The organism is Citrobacter sp. 50677481 (assembly GCF_001463265.1).
In the GTDB taxonomy this organism is placed as follows: domain Bacteria; phylum Pseudomonadota; class Gammaproteobacteria; order Enterobacterales; family Enterobacteriaceae; genus Citrobacter_A; species Citrobacter_A sedlakii.
On record NZ_LNHZ01000027.1, the window covers coordinates 500,314 to 516,460 of the forward strand.

Genomic DNA, 16,147 nt, shown 5'->3' on the forward strand with positions numbered 1-16,147 from the left:
TGCTCAATATTATTCATTTTAAGGAAAGAGTAAACGCGTCCATGATGATGATAAAACCAACAATGGAGAAACCCTGTGACGATTTCATCTGCAACACATGCCATTTCTGTTAATCCCGATACTGGCGAACAGCTGTCCGCGTTACCGTGGGCCAGCCAGCACGATATCGAGCGGGCTTTATCGCTTGCTGAGCAGGGCTTCGCGACATGGAAGCGCACCAGTGTGGCGTTTCGCGCGCAAAAGCTGCGTGATCTCGGTCAGGCGCTGCGTGTTCATGGTGAAGAAATGGCACAGTGCATTACCCGTGAAATGGGCAAACCTGTTAAACAGGCGCGCGCCGAAGTCGCTAAGTCAGCGGCGCTTTGCGACTGGTATGCAGAGCACGGTCCGGCGATGTTGGCGACCGAGCCGACGCTGGTGGAAAATCAGCAGGCGGTGATTGAGTACCGACCGCTCGGCACCATTCTGGCGGTGATGCCCTGGAACTTTCCGCTCTGGCAGGTGCTGCGCGGGGCGGTGCCGATTTTGCTGGCGGGGAATGGCTACCTGTTAAAACCCGCGCCATGCGTGACGGGCTGCGCGCAAATCATCGCGCAAGTGTTTGCGGAAGCGGAGATCCCGACGGGCGTTTATGGCTGGTTGAACGCCGATAACGCTGGCGTCAGCGCTGTCATCCAGGACCGACGAATTGCCGCTGTGACCGTCACGGGAAGCGTTCGCGCCGGCGCGGCAATCGGCGCTCAGGCCGGGGCGGCGCTGAAAAAATGTGTGCTTGAACTGGGCGGTTCCGATCCGTTTATTGTCCTTAACGACGCCGATCTGGATTTGGCGGTGAAAGCGGCGGTGGCCGGACGTTACCAGAATACCGGGCAGGTTTGCGCGGCAGCGAAACGTTTTATTATCGAAGAAGGGATTGCCGATACGTTTACCGAACGTTTTGTGGCCGCTGCCGCGGCGCTGAAAATGGGGAATCCGCTTGACGAGCACAACGATCTTGGCCCGATGGCGCGTTTCGATCTGCGTGACGAGTTGCATGAGCAAGTACAGGCCACGCTTGCGCAGGGGGCGCAACTGCTGCTGGGTGGTGAGAAAATGGCCGGAAAGGGGAATTATTACCCGGTGACGGTGCTGGCTAACGTCACGCCTGAAATGACCGCGTTCCGTGAGGAATTGTTCGGGCCGGTTGCCGCCATTACCGTAGCGAAAAATGTTGAACACGCGCTGGAACTGGCCAATGATAGCGATTTTGGCCTGTCTGCGACCCTTTTTACGGCGGATGAGGTTCGCGCCAGGGAAATGGCCGCTCGCCTTGAATGCGGCGGCGTCTTTATTAATGGCTTCAGCGCCAGCGATGCCCGCGTGGCGTTTGGAGGCGTGAAAAAGAGCGGTTTTGGTCGCGAGCTTTCTCACTTTGGCCTGCATGAGTTTTGCAACGTCCAGACGGTGTGGAAGAACCGCGTTTAATCCCGCTGCGTTAGCTAACCTGTCTCAGCCGGGTAGCACTGCCTACCCGGCGTCTGCGTAATCCAATTCGACCTGTCATATTTCTGCCATAGTTTTGTCATTTACGCTTCGTAGACTCGCGTATAACGTGTTGATACTGAAGAATATTATGAACTTAACTCAAATTTTACGCCGTGTTGTCCGCCGTCAGTTTGGCCTGCTTACCGGCATTTTTTGCATTATTGCGCTATTCAGCGTGCTGCAGGTGACTTCCACGCTGATGCTGTCATTTTCCGTCAGTCAGGCGCGGGAGAACGAACAGCACAATCAACTGGCGCTACGCCAGCAGGCAACGCTGGAGGCGTCGCGTATCGCATTGCTGACGGCAAGCGACCTGCTTAACCGCGCGGGAGTGTACTTTATGCAGGATGCCGCGACAGGCTCAGAAGGAAGCTGGCAAGCGCTTATTGATGAGGCAAGGCTGGCGCTTCAGCAGTCCGGCGCGGCGTGGGACGCCTGGCGAAAGATGGATCCGCGTGCGGATACCGGTCTGGTAGAAAGCTATCAGCGCTTCAGCGGCGGGATAGCGGAGCAGGTGGAGGGATTAAGCGAAACACAATCGATCGATGCCTTCTTTGCGGTGCCGGTACAGGCATTCCAGGCCGATTTCAATGAGAACTATAGCCGGGTGCAAAAGGTTAACGCACAAGCGAGAGAGCAAGGACGCCAGCAGTTGCTTGATCGCTTGCTTAACCTTCAGCGCCTGTTCTGGGCGCTACCTGTCATGCTGCTGGTAATTGCGGTGGCCGTGTGGTGGGGAATGTCACGTTGGGTTATAACGCCGCTGCGTCAGCTTATCGGGCATATTAATATTCTGGCGGCAGGCGATCTTTCTCTGACAGTCCCCGCGGTGCCGCAGTTTAATCGTGAAGTGTCACAGCTTTCGAAACGTATTGGCGCAATGCAGCAGGGACTTCGCGAGCTTGTTCAACAGGTGAGCGATGCGACGGCGGCAATGGCGGATAACATCGATCGACTGGCGCAGAACAATCAGCGGCTGTACCAGCAGTCCGCCCGGCAAAGCGAAGAACTGAGCAACGTCACGGCGCAGGTGTCTGTACTTGAAAATCACGTTGAAGATAACAGCGGGATCGCGCAGCGGGCAAATCAGCGCGCGGAAGACGCGCGGACGATTGCTGCCGGCGGCGACAGAATGATGGATACGGTCAACCGTTCGATGCAGGCGATTGTCGATCGCTCTTCAGAAATGCGCGGGATTGTCGCGCTTATCGATAACGTTGCGTTCCAGACCAATATTCTGGCGCTGAATGCGGCAATTGAGGCGGCACATGCCGGGGAGCAGGGGCGAGGCTTTGCGGTCGTCGCCAGGGAAGTGGGGGTGCTGGCGCGTAAGAGCAGTCAGTCAACGCAGGATATCCAGGCGCTGATCCATCATTCGCTGGAGGGGATTGAAGAGGGTTCCGATGCGGTAAACCATCTGGAAAAAAACTTTCAGCAGGTGATGGCTCTGGTGGATAACCTGGGCGCGTCGTTAAAGGATATTTCTACCGCCACGCTGCATCAGGGTAGCCGCATTCATGAGATGACGCGTCAGTTGCAGGCGCTTAACCGGGCGGCGAGCGATACGCGGGAGCTGGTGGATACCGCGTCGGCGTCCTCACAGCAATTGCATGCGGAGTCACATCAGTTGATCAACGCCGTGGCGCGATTTCGTCTTCCGGCCTGACGTGACACATTTCGCTCTGCTATACTCCCAGGCCTTTTCTGACTGGCAGGCAAGGAGCAGACGGTGGCAATCGCCCTGGACAATTCAATTTTAGAGACCATTCTGGCTGAGGTTCGTCCACTGATCGGCCAGGGAAAAGTGGCTGACTACATCCCTGCGCTCGCCTCCGTTGACGGCGCCCGGCTGGGCATTGCGATTTGTACCGTTGACGGTCAGCGCTGGCAGGCGGGGGACGCGACTGAACGCTTTTCGATTCAATCTATCTCTAAGGTGCTCAGTCTGGTGGTCGCGATGCGCCACTATGCGGAAGATGAGATCTGGCAGCGCGTCGGAAAAGATCCTTCCGGTTCGCCGTTTAACTCGCTGGTGCAACTGGAGATGGAGCAGGGGATCCCGCGCAATCCGTTTATCAACGCGGGCGCGCTGGTGGTCTGCGATATGTTACAGGGGCGGCTGAGCGCGCCGCGTCAGCGCATGCTGGAAATTGTCCGTGCGCTGAGCGGCGTTTCGGACGTCGGTTACGATACGGTGGTCGCTCGTTCTGAATTCGAGCATTCCGCCCGTAACGCCGCTATCGCCTGGCTGATGAAGTCCTTCGGCAACTTCCATCATGACGTCACGACGGTGCTGCAAAATTACTTCCATTACTGCGCGCTAAAGATGAATTGCGTTGAGCTCGCGCGGACCTTTGTCTTTCTTGCTAATCAGGGAAAGGCGTTTCACCTTGATGAACCGGTGGTGACGCCTTTACAGGCCAGGCAGATCAATGCGCTGATGGCGACCAGTGGAATGTATCAGAACGCCGGCGAATTTGCCTGGCGCGTCGGTCTACCGGCGAAGTCGGGCGTCGGCGGCGGGATCGTGGCGATCGTTCCCCACGAAATGGCAATAGCCGTCTGGAGTCCTGAGCTGGACCCGACCGGTAATTCGCTGGCGGGCATCGCCGCGCTGGAGCAACTGACAAAGCGGTTAGGTCGTTCGGTGTACTGATGAATACATTTGATTCCCTGTTTGCACGACTTTCCCGTTCAACGTTTCGCTCCCGTTTTCGTCTCGGGCCGAAAGAGCGGCAGTACTGCTGGGATAAAGGCGCAGAGGTTATTGACCAGCACGCCGCAGACTTTGTGGCAAAACGACTTGCGCCCGCCATTCCGCTGAACGACGGCAAACAAACCCCGATGCGCGGCCATCCCGTTTTTATTGCCCAGCATGCCACGGCGACCTGCTGTCGCGGCTGTCTTGCTAAATGGCATGCGATCCCGCAAGGCGACGCGCTGACTGAAGAGCAACAACGTTATATTGTTGCGGTTATTCATCACTGGCTGGTTATTCAAATGAATAAAACCTGATAATTAACGGCGTAGTGTAAAACCGTGAAATTGCCAGGGTTTATTTTATTCCAGCCGGGAAAATAACAGGTTAACGCTGCCGGTAATGACTATCTTTGAGAATAATTCATGCTATTCTCAAAATATTACCATTACGCCGCAGAGATAATTGCCCCCGGCAGTGATATGGACAGAGAGTTAATGCAATCACTTCCCATTCCTTCTTTCCGCCTGTTTCAGGAAGATCGTCCACTGCGTAATGCGGTCGCGGTATTTGCGTTCACCACACTGTTCTATTTTATCGGCGCAGAGCTGCGCCTGATTCATGAACTGTCGCTGTTCTGGCCGCTAAATGGCGTACTGGCCGGGATTTTTGCTCGCTTCGTCTGGTTAAACCGACTGGATTACTACGCGGTAAGTTATGTTGCGATGCTTGGCTATGATGCGCTCACCACGCAATGGGGTTGGGTGTCGTTGGTGATTAATCTCTCCAATATGGTGTTTATTGTTATTGTCGCCCAACTGGTCATTCGTGATAAACGACTGGGGAAAAATAAATATCAGCCGATTAGCGCTTTACGCTTATTTAATTACTGTCTGATCGCCGCATTGATCTGTGCCCTGGTCGGCGCGACAGGCTCGGTAGGCATTGATCGTCTTTCCTTCTGGCCGTTGTTTGCTGACTGGTTTAGCGAGCAATTTTCAACGGGCGTGTTAATTATCCCCTGTATGATGACTCTCGGCATGCCGGGCGTCGTTACACGCTTCAAGCCGGAACAGATGATGCCGGTTATCGCGCTGATCGTCTCGGTGTTGGCCTCGGTGATCATTGGCGGAGCAGGGAGCCTTGCCTTTCCCCTTCCTGCGCTTATCTGGTGCGCCGTACGCTATACGCCTCAGGTGACCTGTCTGTTAACTTTTATTACCGGTGCGGTGGAAATCGTGCTGGTGGCAAATTCAATAATCGATATCGCCGTTGCGTCGCCATTCTCGATCCCGCAGATGTTTTCCGCGAGGCTGGGGATTGCCACCATGGCCATTTGCCCCATTATGGTTTCAGTTAGCGTAGCGGCAATTAATTCCCTGATGAAACAGGTTTCTTTACGCGCCGATTTTGATTTCCTGACTCAGGTTTACTCGCGCTCGGGCCTTTACGAGGCGCTGAAGCGGCAGGATGCGCCGGCAACACAGCATTTTACCGTTATGCTTCTGGACATCGATTTCTTCAAGAGCATCAATGACAGCCACGGCCATGAATGTGGCGATCGGGTGCTGCGGGTGTTTGCTCAACAACTGCAAAAAATTGTTGGCGGCAAAGGACTCATTGCCCGCATGGGCGGCGAAGAATTTGCTGTGGTCATGCCGACACTGCATCCTGAAGAAGGAATGCGTATCGCTGAAACTCTCCGTAAAGCCGTAGCGCTACAACCTTTCAACTGGCAACAGCAAAGCGTCTATCTGACGGTCAGTATTGGTCTGGGGAACGGCAGGGTGGCAGGACGCACGCTGACGGAGCTTTTCAACACGCTGATGGTGGAAGCGGATGAGTGTCTGTACCGCTCGAAGAGAGAGGGGCGTAATCGTACCAGCGCTCGCCAGGCTGACCTGGCGATACTGTCAGAAAGCGATCTGGCGTAAGACGTCATAACAAACTGCTATGACCGGCATGTTGTGTTATCACAATGTTAAGTGCATGGTATCAAGGTCTACTCAAGGAGCCCTTATAATGCCATTACCCCCCTGTATGTTATTGAGCGCTGAGACGCTTCTCGCGCGACAGGATGAACTCAGTGATCTTCTGACTGACTGCGTCAATCGCGGCGCGTCGGTCAGTTTTCTTTCCCCCTTCGATCGTCAAAAAGCGAATGTTTTCTGGAACGATGTCGCCCAAAGCGTGGGCAGAGGCGAGCGACAGGTTCTCGTTATTGAAAATCAGCAGGGCGTGATTGTTGGCACCGTGCAGCTCATTACCCGGCAACCCGAAAACCAGCCTCATCGGGCGGATGTCGCTAAACTGCTCGTTCACTCTTCGGCGCGGCGGCAGGGACTGGCCCGCCATCTGATGCAGGCGCTTGAAACGTGCGCACGGGAACAGTGTAAAACACAACTGGTCCTGGACACCGCCACCGGTAGCGACGCCGAGTTGTTCTACCACTCGTGCGGGTGGCAAAAAGCGGGTGTGATACCTGATTATGCGCTGATGCCTGATGGAACGCTGACCGGCACCACAGTTTTCTACAAAGCGCTTTGATTTATCGCTATCACTTGATCAAAACGGGGTTTTACTGGCGTAAAGTTTTGCTAACCTGTTCTACCAATTTAATCAGGTTGTATGACTAATCGAAAGGGAACCCATTGTGAAAACTCTAAACCGTAGCGATTTTCCCGGTGCCCACTATCCTGAACGCATCATTCAGTTTGGTGAAGGTAACTTTCTGCGCGCCTTTGTTGACTGGCAGATCGATCTGCTCAATGAACATACCGATCTGAACGCCGGTGTGGTGATTGTACGTCCCATCGACAGCGCTTTCCCGCCATCGCTCAGCACGCAGGATGGGCTTTATACAACAATCATTCGCGGCTTGAATGAGCAGGGCGAGGCCGTCAGCGATGCGCGTTTGATTCGTTCAGTGAACCGTGAGATCAGTGTTTATGGTGAGTACGATGCGTTCCTGAAGCTGGCGCACAACCCGGACATGCGTTTTGTCTTCTCTAACACCACCGAAGCGGGCATCAGCTACCATGCGGGCGATAAGTTCGATGATGCCCCGGCGGTGAGCTATCCGGCGAAGCTGACGCGCCTGTTGTTTGAGCGCTTTAGTCATTTCAACGGCGCGCAGGATAAAGGCTGGATTATTATTCCTTGTGAGCTGATCGACTATAACGGCGACGCGCTGCGTGAACTGGTGCTGCGCTATGCGCAGGAATGGTCACTGCCGGCGGCCTTTGTTACCTGGCTGGATGAGGCTAATGTGTTTTGCTCGACGCTGGTGGACCGTATTGTGACGGGTTACCCACGAGATGAAGTGGCACAACTGGAAGCAGAACTGGGTTATCACGATGGCTTCCTGGATACCGCCGAGCATTTCTACCTGTTTGTTATCCAGGGACCGAAGACCCTGGCTTCCGAGCTACGCCTCGACAAATACCCGCTGAATGTTTTAATCGTCGATGATATCAAGCCTTATAAAGAGCGTAAGGTAGCCATTCTGAACGGCGCGCACACCGCGCTGGTTCCGGTCGCGTTCCAGGCGGGTCTGGATACGGTCGGCGAGGCGATGAATGATAGCGATATCTGCGCTTTTGTGGAAAAGGCTGTCTATCAGGAAATCATTCCTGTGCTTGATTTGCCGCGTGATGAACTGGAATCGTTCGCCAGCGCGGTCACCGGACGTTTCCGTAACCCGTACATTAAGCATCAGTTACTGTCGATCGCTCTGAACGGCATGACGAAATTCCGCACCCGTATTCTTCCGCAACTGCTGGCAGGGCAGAGGGCCAACGGTAAATTACCGGCGCGTTTGACGTTTGCTTTAGCCGCGCTGATTGCCTTCTACCGCGGGGAACGTGGCGGTGAAGCGTATCCGGTGCAGGATGACGCGCACTGGATCACCCGTTTCCAGCAGCTCTGGAGCCAGCATGGCGATCGCCAACTGAGTACGCAGCAACTGGTTAGCGCCGTTCTGGCCGCAGAGGAACACTGGGAGCAGGACCTGACCAATGTCCCAGGACTGGTGGAGCAGGTGACCAGCGATCTCGACAACATCCTGAGCAAAGGCATGCGCGAAGCGGTAAAACCGCTATGCTAAAATAAGTGTGCGATAAGATTGACCCGGCGAAGGCCGGGTTTATTGTATATGCTAATTAGTTACAACATACAATCTATTTTTATACCTGTCGATCTGTGACTCCTAAGCCGTTAACAGTCTGACAGATATAACATGGCCCGTTTCAAGAAAGTTGTAAGTTTGATCCAGATCACGTTTAATAACGGGATTCGCTTCTTTTCTGAAAACCGTCATGATTGTTCGTCCTCAACAGCATTGGCTACGCCTGATATTCGTCTGGCATGGCTCCGTTTTAGCTAAAATCTCTTCTCGTTTACTGCTGAATTTCCTGCTTTCCATCGCTGTTATCATCATGCTTCCGTGGTACACCATGCTCGGTATCAAGTTCACGCTTGCGCCGTTCAGCATCCTTGGTGTGGCCATCGCGATATTTTTAGGGTTTCGCAACAACGCCTGCTACGCACGTTACGTCGAAGCGAGACAACTGTGGGGACAGTTAATGATTGCCTCACGGTCGCTGTTGCGGGAAGTCAAAACCACGCTCCCGGACGACACGCAGTCTGGAGAATTTGTTCGCCTGCAAATTGCCTTTGCCCATTGTTTGCGCATGACGCTGCGGCGAAAACCGCAGGCCGAACCTCTGGCGAAATACCTCAACGCGGAAGATCTGAAACAGGTCTTCGCCGCGCACTCTCCGGCAAACCGCATTCTGCTGCTGATGGGGGAGTGGCTGGCTGTTCGTCGGCGCGACGGACGTTTGTCTGATATATTATTTCACAGTTTAAACAATCGGTTAAACGATATGTCAGCGGTGCTGGCAGGATGCGAGAGAATCGCCAATACGCCGGTGCCATTTGCGTATACGTTGATCCTGCATCGCACGGTGTACCTGTTTTGCATCATGCTGCCGTTTGCGCTGGTTGTTGACCTGCATTACATGACGCCGTTTATCTCGGTACTGATCTCCTATACCTTTATCTCCCTGGATGCGTTGGCAGAGGAACTGGAAGATCCGTTCGGTACGGAAAACAACGACTTGCCGCTTGATGCTATCTGTAATGCCATCGAGATCGATCTGCTTCAAATGAACAATGAAACAGCCATTCCGGCGAAGCACGTTCCGGACAAGCACTATCAACTGACATAACCTTCCTGGCTGTATCGTTGTTAAACGCGGCGCGCGCTCGATCGTTATGTCAGGCGACGGGCGACCATGAACAGTCGTGGGAATGCCAGCAGTATCTGCCCATCTTCCTGAAGCGGGTACTGCTCCTGTAACAGCGCGTGATAGCGGGCAAGATAGCGTTTTTGCGCTGGCTCATTAAGATCCTGTAACCAGGGCCGCAGCCCGGTCGCACTGACCCAGTCGATTATCGCCTGATGGGTTGGCATTTGGTGGTAGTAGGTTGTGCGCCAGATATCCACCTCGCAACCGGCTTCGCTTAGGATATCGTAATAAGCGTGAACGCCAGGAAGCGGCTCGCGTCCGTGGTTGGGATAATTTTGCTCATAAGCCACTTCGCGCATCAGAACATGCGACGGCTCCAGCGTATTATCGGGCATTTGCACGGCCAAGACGCCACGTGAATTAAGCAAAGAAACGAGGCGGGGGAACAGCGTGTAGTGATCGTCGATCCACTGAAGCGAAGCGTTGGCATACAGCACATCAGGCGCTGTGGCAGCATGAAAGTCGCGAATATCGGCTTCGATAAACTGACAATCCGGCAACGCTTTTCGCGCTTCGTTCAGCATTGATGGTGAGCTATCCACGCCAACGATCACGGCATCTGGCCAGCGATGGCGGAGTAGAGCGGTGCTATTGCCCGGTCCACATCCCAAATCGACAACTGACTGGACGTGCTCATGCATAACTCTCGTCAACAGCTCTGCCGCAGGCCGCGAACGTTCGGCGCCATATTGCATATAGAGCGAAGGATTCCAGTCGGACATTGGCAGTCTCCTGTAGATGAGATGAGTGATTGATGTTTGTTCCTATACTTAAACCCTGGACCTTTATCTGAAATTGTCAGCCCTTCATTCTGTAATTTTATACGCTTGTTAAAAATAATCGGCGTTAAGATGACAGAAAGAGATGATCTGAAAAATTTTCAGACGCTATCCCTGGCGCATGCCTCATTAATAAGCTGGCTGAGCTTTTCCCGCTGGCATCCATTTTCATCGAAACTGGTGGGTGCGAGCCACTTTTCATAGGCAACGCGCAGCGCAGGGTATTCGCTGTCAATGACTGAGTACCAGGCAGTATCACGGTTACGTCCGTGGTAAACCAACGCCTGCCGGAAAATACCTTCAAACCGGAAGCCAAAACGCTCCGCAGCCGCCCGGGACGGGGCATTCAGCGAGTCACATTTCCACTCAAATCGACGGTAGCCGAGATCCTTAAACACGTGGCGCAAAAAAAGCGCCATCACCTCGGTAGAAATGCGCGTGCGCTGCATGTGTCGTGAATACGTCACGCTGCCTATCTCAATTACACCATTGCAAGCGTCAATCCGCATAAGGGCAACCGTACCCACCGCCTTGCCACTGGTGGAATCAATCACGGCGTAATGCATCGGATCCGTCTTTTTTTCAATATTCAGCAAATAATCGCGATAAGAATCAAACGTTTCAAAAGGCCCTGAAGGAAGATAGGTCCAGTCACGCCAGTCAGGCGCTTCGCGATAGGCCGCATAAAGCTCTGCCGCATGGCGGGCGGTGTTGATACGCTCAAGTCGGCAGTAGCGTCCTTCAAGGCGTCTTTCGTCAGGGAAAATGGCACCTTTCCAACCCGTAAGCTCCACGCCTACCGGTTGATTAAAAGTATTTAGTCTCTGTGTCATGACTATTGTCTGCTCCTCAACCAATAAATATTACCGTCGCGGGATCATGACGTTCTTGTGGTACTCTTGAAAGGTCCACAAGATCTATTTTTTACAGGTCCACGATACATGCTTGATATTACCGAGCCCCTGAAGCCAGATGCCATTAGCCCGGACGGCAGGCCGGTATCCCTGCAGAAGCAACTGACCGAACGTATACAGCAGGCGATACTGAGCGGTTACTTGCCTGCAGACACCAGGCTGATGTCCTCCCGCGCGCTGGCGAAAGAGCTCGGCATATCGCGAAACACCGTGGTGAATGTCTATGAGCACCTTGCGGCTGAAGGGTATATTCTGGCTGACAGGCAAGGCACGCGCGTGGCGCCTGTATCCGGCCTGGCCAGTAAGGCCACTGCACCAATGCAATCCAGACCCGGTACCGTTCAGCTTGCTACCCGTCTGACTCCCTTTATCACTAATCCATTGCAACCGGAGTCTGATGCGTTGCTATCTCCCGGTATGCCCGCGATAAAAGAATTTCCGATTACTGTCTGGCGTCGCGCCATCGAGCGGGCAAACCGGCAGTTTATGCCTCGCATGCTGGGTTATGGCGCTCCAACGGGCGAGTACGCCTTGCGTGACGCTATAGCGACGCATCTTCATGTTGCGCGAGGAGTCCGCTGCGATCCGCACCGGATCGTCATTACAGAAGGTGCCAGGCAGGCGCTGGAACTCTGCGTGACCCTGCTCACAGATCCGGGCGACACGGTCTGGATGGAGGAACCTGGCTACCGGGGCGCTAAAGCGGCATTTTCTGCAGGTAATCTGCACATGGAGATGATGAAGGTGGATGGGGAAGGGGTATGTATACCGGAGGATGCCTGGCAGAACCGTGCGCCAAAACTTATCTACCTTACACCTGCTCATCAGTATCCCACCGGCGCCGTCTTATCTGTTTCACGAAGGCTGTCGCTGATTACACAAGCTGCCAGGAAGGACGCCTGGCTGATTGAAGATGACTATGACGGCGACTTCAGGCACTCCGGTGGCCCAATTGCCAGCATGCAGGGCCTTACGGAAGACGCACCCGTGTTTTATATCGGCTCGTTCAGCAAGACAATGTTTCCGTCGCTAAAGCTCGGTTATGTGGTATTTCCGGCGAACGTGATGAAGCAGGCCAGCACGGTGCTGAATGAAATTATGCGCAGTGGTCAGCAGCTTCAGCAACTTGCCCTGGCAGACTTTATGAAAAGTGGTGAGTTTGGTCGTCACCTGGGCCGTATGCGCCGACTTTACCGTGAGCGTCAGCGGATCTTGCGGCAGGCCCTGACAGAACATTTTTCACCGGAACAAGTGCTTGGCGGGAAATCAGGTATGCATCTGACGCTTTTGCTTGCACCTGGCACCGACGATAAGAAAATTGTCTCACTCGCACGTCAGCATGGCATAGGCGTTCAGGCCTTTTCTTCATACAGCGTCAGCAACGATGCCGCCGCAGGGTTGGTTATTGGCTATGGAAATACGCCAGCGGAGGTTATCCCAGAGGCTGTTAGTGTGCTGGCAGCCCTAAGCAAACAGGAACGTCGCTTCTGAACGTCCTGAAGCGAAAAGTATCTACGAGAAATTTCTTTCATGATGAATATCCCGGCGTCATGTATAGCCACAGAAACTCCTCATCAGGAAAAGTGAGTTATCGACTTGGTAGGGATAAAATGACCCACATATAGACGCTAGTATTGAGCTAACAAAACCTTGGTGCGCATAATGTATATTATGTTAAATTGAATTTTATAGACCATGGCATCGTACCCCCAATTCATCTACTGAATACCCGTGGGTTAAAATCAAGCACATGCCCTTTTCTTTTAAACTATTGTGGGAGTTTAAGGTACAAGGTTCGTTCTTGCGCTGGCGATGCTTTAAAGCCATGATGAATGTAAAAGTCTTTGGCCTTCTCAGTGAGCGCGTGCACCATGAGCGCACGAACGCCAATATTCTCTGCTACCCGATAACAGCGCAGAACCGCATCGTGCAGCAAATCCGCACCAAGCCCTTTTCCATGGAATGAGACATCAACTGCCAGGCGAGCCAGAATGATTACTGGGATGGGATCTGGCATGTTGCGCCTGAGATTGCCCGTCGCTTCCACATGATTAACACTGCCGGTGGCCAGAGAGTAAAAACCAGCCACTTGTCTCGTACCTGTTTTACATACAACGAAGGTTCGGGCCGCACCAGAAGACTGGTTTTTTAAACTTCTCTGTTTTAGCCAGTCATCGAGAACGGCTTCTCCGCTGACGAATTCAGCCAGTTGATGGGAACTCGATAACGGTTCAGGCGCTGTTACACATCCCACTGAGGCTTCCTCGCCAGGAGTTTCTCTATAACGGGATCATTCCCTACCGGGGCGTCCAGCATATCGATGAAATCGGCATAATGTTCATCGTTAAAATTGAAAACACGTCTCTCGAGGATCACATTTTCAGCAGCCTGACATGCCATTTCCAGGATAAAGTCTGTACGTGATTTATGGAGAATCTCTGCTGCAGCATCGATGAGCGCCCTTTGAGATTCCTTCGCTCTAAGGTTAAGCTGAACATCTGATTTCATAGGTCTGCTCCTTGTATAGCAATTGCTTTACAAGCATAACACATCAAACGTGTATAGCGAATGCTATACAGTTAAAGAACTTTTAAGATCCCGTCAAAGCCTCGTTCCCGCCTCACCTATCAAATCATTCGCGCCGTTATCTTGACTTACCCTCGAATCAGACCACAATAATTTCACTTTCGCGCTAACCGGCAACGGACGTATATGGATATCAGTTCTCCTCGTTTTCTTCCTTTATTTCGTCTCAGGACTTACACGGCTGCAATCGCGTCGGCGCTTCTGCTGGCTAGTTGCTCTTCTACACCACCCGCCTCGCTGGTAACGCCGCCATCAGCAACGCCTGCTTCACCCGTGAAACAACAAAAGTTGAACGAACCCGTTCGCGGCGTCTGGCTGGCGACGGTTTCCCGTCTCGACTGGCCTCCCGTCGCGTCAGTCACTGTCAGCGACGCGCGTTCGCGTATCGCCATGCAGCAAAAAGCGCTAACCGATAAGCTCGATAATTTACAGCGGCTCGGCATCAATACCGTATTTTTTCAGGTAAAACCTGACGGTACCTCGCTTTGGCCCTCGGCGATATTGCCCTGGTCAGACATGCTTACCGGAAAAATTGGCCAGGACCCCGGTTATGATCCGCTGCAGTTTATGCTTGACGAAGCGCATAAGCGTGGGATGCGGGTTCACGCATGGTTCAATCCTTATCACGTCTCGGTTAATACCCGACCTTCTACGGTTGCCGAACTGAACCGCACCGTGTCACTACAGCCCGCCAGCGTTTTTGTCCTTCACCGTGACTGGATCCGTACAGCTGGCGACCGCTATGTTCTTGACCCGGGGATCCCGGAGGTTCGCGACTGGATAACCAGTATTGTGGCGGAGGTCGTGAAAAAATACCCGGTTGATGGCGTTCAGTTCGACGACTATTTTTATGCTGAATCGCCGGGATCTGCGCTTAATGACAGCGTGACCTTCAGGCGCTACGGTGAAGGGTTTCATATCAAAGCCGACTGGCGACGTCACAATACGCAGCAGTTAATTGAACAGGTGTCGCGCACCCTCCGACACATTAACCCGGACGTAGAGTTTGGAGTGAGTCCGGCAGGGGTCTGGCGTAACCGCTCACACGATCCCGCCGGTTCAGACACCCGGGGCGCCGCGGCGTATGATGAGTCTTACGCGGACACGCGCCGTTGGGTGCAGCAAGGTTTGCTGGACTACATCGCGCCGCAGCTGTACTGGCCCTTCTCTCGCGACGCCGCGCGCTATGATGTGCTCGCTAAATGGTGGGCGGATGTGGTGAAGCCTACGAAAACCCGACTTTATATTGGCGTGGCGTTGTATAAGGTGGGCGAACCCTCGCGTAACGAGCCGGACTGGACGGTAAACGGCGGCGTGCCGGAACTGAAAAAACAGCTCGACCTGAACGACTCGGTTCCGCAAATCAACGGCACAATACTGTTCAGGGAAAACAACCTTAATCAGCCGCAAACGCAGCAGGCCGTTCATTATTTACGACAGCGTTGGGCAAACCTGAGTGGTCACCCGTCAAATAAAGAAAAGATGTAGCGATTCAGGACGGCGATGAATGCAGGGCAATGCTATACCCCTGCTCTCGCCAGCTCGCCAGTTGTTCTTGCTGGCGCGTGGTGGGCGCTTTCCCAATCCAGACGAAAATATCCTGACCGGGGAACATTTCCGGGCGCGGCGATTCCAGCGGCTCCGGCAGCACGTGAATATTCCAGCCCTGCTGCGACAAACGCCAGCCTTCCAGCCAAAGACGTGTCCGGTCTTCACACTCCCATGACAGCAGATAAGCCTCTTTATCAGCCTGAGCGCGTAAGGCATTCAGGCGCGTGATCGCATAGTCGATCAGCACCCCATCCAGCAGACTGCCCATGACGCGTGCGGTAGCCTGCTCAAGATTAAGTCGTTGACGCATCGGAACAAAAATGTGATCGATCACATCATCAACCGGATAGCTGGCGCCCAGTTCATCAATGCGTACGCGCAGTTTGTCGGGACTGACACGACGCAGTGTGACCATCATCTCTTCCTGAAGCGATAACCAGCCGTCGTGTTGCGCAGTCTGGCTGCCTTCAATCAGCGCTTTAACCTTACTCACCGGCACGCCGCTTTTGATCCAGCGTTTAATCTCTTCGATACGTCTGATGTCATCTTCGTCGAATTGACGGTGACCGCCTTCGCTGCGCTGAGGTTTTAATAATCCATAGCGTCTTTGCCAGGCACGCAACGTAACCGGGTTGATTCCGCATCGTTCGGCCACATCACCAATACTGTAAAAAGCCATAGCATCCCTCTTACTGCAAAGCTGTACTTCCATGTATAAGTTAACCAAACCCCCAGCGCTGTACAAATCAAATTTTCCTGTACAAGCAGGGATTTGTGAATTTA

General features: G+C 53.5%; 15 protein-coding genes. 10 read left to right on the top strand and 5 right to left on the bottom strand.

Annotated features, from left to right (window positions below):
- Positions 1-75: 75 nt before the first annotated feature.
- The 8 genes from sad to APU02_RS08210 all read left to right on the top strand — a co-directional run bounded on the left by sad (position 76) and on the right by APU02_RS08210 (position 9,453).
- Positions 76-1,464, top strand: coding sequence for a succinate-semialdehyde dehydrogenase (gene sad / locus APU02_RS08175; RefSeq protein WP_060569756.1), 1,389 nt, complete (start codon positions 76-78; stop codon positions 1,462-1,464).
- 148 nt (positions 1,465-1,612) lie between these two features.
- Positions 1,613-3,190: a methyl-accepting chemotaxis protein gene (locus APU02_RS08180; RefSeq protein WP_060569757.1), complete on the top strand. Its 1,578-nt coding sequence runs from the start codon at positions 1,613-1,615 to the stop codon at positions 3,188-3,190.
- Positions 3,191-3,253: 63 nt separating this feature from the next.
- A complete protein-coding gene (gene glsB, locus APU02_RS08185; RefSeq protein WP_042282961.1) occupies positions 3,254-4,180 on the top strand; it encodes a glutaminase B in 927 nt (308 codons plus the stop codon).
- On the top strand, positions 4,180-4,539 hold the full coding sequence (locus APU02_RS08190; protein ID WP_042282964.1) for a DUF4186 domain-containing protein: 360 nt from the start codon (positions 4,180-4,182) through the stop codon (positions 4,537-4,539). Before glsB ends, APU02_RS08190 begins: the two co-directional genes overlap by 1 nt.
- 180 nt (positions 4,540-4,719) lie before the next feature.
- Entirely contained in the window at positions 4,720-6,156 is a 1,437-nt protein-coding gene (locus tag APU02_RS08195; RefSeq protein WP_060569758.1) for a GGDEF domain-containing protein, read from the top strand.
- Between the two features lie 88 nt (positions 6,157-6,244).
- Positions 6,245-6,769: a GNAT family N-acetyltransferase gene (locus APU02_RS08200; protein WP_060569759.1), complete on the top strand. Its 525-nt coding sequence runs from the start codon at positions 6,245-6,247 to the stop codon at positions 6,767-6,769.
- Positions 6,770-6,875: 106 nt separating this feature from the next.
- A complete protein-coding gene (locus APU02_RS08205) occupies positions 6,876-8,327 on the top strand; it encodes a tagaturonate reductase (RefSeq protein ID WP_060569760.1) in 1,452 nt (483 codons plus the stop codon).
- Positions 8,328-8,538: 211 nt separating this feature from the next.
- Complete coding sequence (locus tag APU02_RS08210; RefSeq protein ID WP_042282973.1) at positions 8,539-9,453, top strand: bestrophin family protein; 915 nt, start codon at positions 8,539-8,541, stop codon at positions 9,451-9,453.
- Between the two features lie 44 nt (positions 9,454-9,497).
- On the opposite strand, the gene tam is transcribed toward APU02_RS08210, so the two are convergent.
- Both tam and APU02_RS08220 read right to left on the bottom strand, forming a co-directional pair.
- Entirely contained in the window at positions 9,498-10,256 is a 759-nt protein-coding gene (gene tam / locus APU02_RS08215; RefSeq protein ID WP_060569761.1) for a trans-aconitate 2-methyltransferase, read from the bottom strand.
- A gap of 158 nt (positions 10,257-10,414) precedes the next feature.
- Positions 10,415-11,146 carry a GNAT family protein gene (locus APU02_RS08220; RefSeq protein ID WP_060569762.1) on the bottom strand — a complete coding sequence of 244 codons (732 nt, stop codon included), beginning with the start codon at positions 11,144-11,146 and terminating at the stop codon, positions 10,415-10,417.
- Positions 11,147-11,254: 108 nt separating this feature from the next.
- Between APU02_RS08220 and APU02_RS08225 the strand changes: the two genes are divergently transcribed.
- The gene (locus APU02_RS08225; protein WP_060569763.1) at positions 11,255-12,718 is read left to right on the top strand and encodes a PLP-dependent aminotransferase family protein; all 1,464 of its coding nucleotides are present in this window, start codon (positions 11,255-11,257) and stop codon (positions 12,716-12,718) included.
- 277 nt (positions 12,719-12,995) lie between these two features.
- Here the strand turns inward: APU02_RS08225 and APU02_RS08230 are convergent, their stop codons facing one another.
- The gene (locus APU02_RS08230; RefSeq protein WP_060569764.1) at positions 12,996-13,481 is read right to left on the bottom strand and encodes a GNAT family N-acetyltransferase; all 486 of its coding nucleotides are present in this window, start codon (positions 13,479-13,481) and stop codon (positions 12,996-12,998) included.
- Complete coding sequence (locus APU02_RS08235) at positions 13,469-13,735, bottom strand: DUF1778 domain-containing protein (protein ID WP_060569765.1); 267 nt, start codon at positions 13,733-13,735, stop codon at positions 13,469-13,471. The genes APU02_RS08230 and APU02_RS08235 overlap by 13 nt, the downstream gene beginning before the upstream one ends.
- A gap of 204 nt (positions 13,736-13,939) precedes the next feature.
- Here APU02_RS08235 and APU02_RS08240 point away from each other — a divergent pair, with 204 nt between their 5' ends.
- Entirely contained in the window at positions 13,940-15,301 is a 1,362-nt protein-coding gene (locus APU02_RS08240; RefSeq protein WP_060569766.1) for a glycoside hydrolase family 10 protein, read from the top strand.
- Between the two features lie 4 nt (positions 15,302-15,305).
- Here the strand turns inward: APU02_RS08240 and APU02_RS08245 are convergent, their stop codons facing one another.
- Positions 15,306-16,043 carry a MerR family transcriptional regulator gene (locus APU02_RS08245; RefSeq protein WP_042282988.1) on the bottom strand — a complete coding sequence of 246 codons (738 nt, stop codon included), beginning with the start codon at positions 16,041-16,043 and terminating at the stop codon, positions 15,306-15,308.
- Positions 16,044-16,147 lie beyond the last annotated feature (104 nt).

What these genes read in the sequence shown, in the direction of transcription:
- APU02_RS08245 (WP_042282988.1), bottom strand. Translation starts at nt 16,043, where the DNA reads ATGGCTTTTTACAGTATTGGTGATGTGGCCGAACGATGCGGAATCAAC.
- tam (WP_060569761.1), bottom strand. Translation starts at nt 10,256, where the DNA reads ATGTCCGACTGGAATCCTTCGCTCTATATGCAATATGGCGCCGAACGT.
- APU02_RS08200 (WP_060569759.1), top strand. Translation starts at nt 6,245, where the DNA reads ATGCCATTACCCCCCTGTATGTTATTGAGCGCTGAGACGCTTCTCGCG.
- APU02_RS08180 (WP_060569757.1), top strand. Translation starts at nt 1,613, where the DNA reads ATGAACTTAACTCAAATTTTACGCCGTGTTGTCCGCCGTCAGTTTGGC.
- APU02_RS08220 (WP_060569762.1), bottom strand. Translation starts at nt 11,146, where the DNA reads ATGACACAGAGACTAAATACTTTTAATCAACCGGTAGGCGTGGAGCTT.
- APU02_RS08190 (WP_042282964.1), top strand. Translation starts at nt 4,180, where the DNA reads ATGAATACATTTGATTCCCTGTTTGCACGACTTTCCCGTTCAACGTTT.
- APU02_RS08195 (WP_060569758.1), top strand. Translation starts at nt 4,720, where the DNA reads ATGCAATCACTTCCCATTCCTTCTTTCCGCCTGTTTCAGGAAGATCGT.
- APU02_RS08210 (WP_042282973.1), top strand. Translation starts at nt 8,539, where the DNA reads ATGATTGTTCGTCCTCAACAGCATTGGCTACGCCTGATATTCGTCTGG.
- APU02_RS08240 (WP_060569766.1), top strand. Translation starts at nt 13,940, where the DNA reads ATGGATATCAGTTCTCCTCGTTTTCTTCCTTTATTTCGTCTCAGGACT.
- APU02_RS08235 (WP_060569765.1), bottom strand. Translation starts at nt 13,735, where the DNA reads ATGAAATCAGATGTTCAGCTTAACCTTAGAGCGAAGGAATCTCAAAGG.
- APU02_RS08225 (WP_060569763.1), top strand. Translation starts at nt 11,255, where the DNA reads ATGCTTGATATTACCGAGCCCCTGAAGCCAGATGCCATTAGCCCGGAC.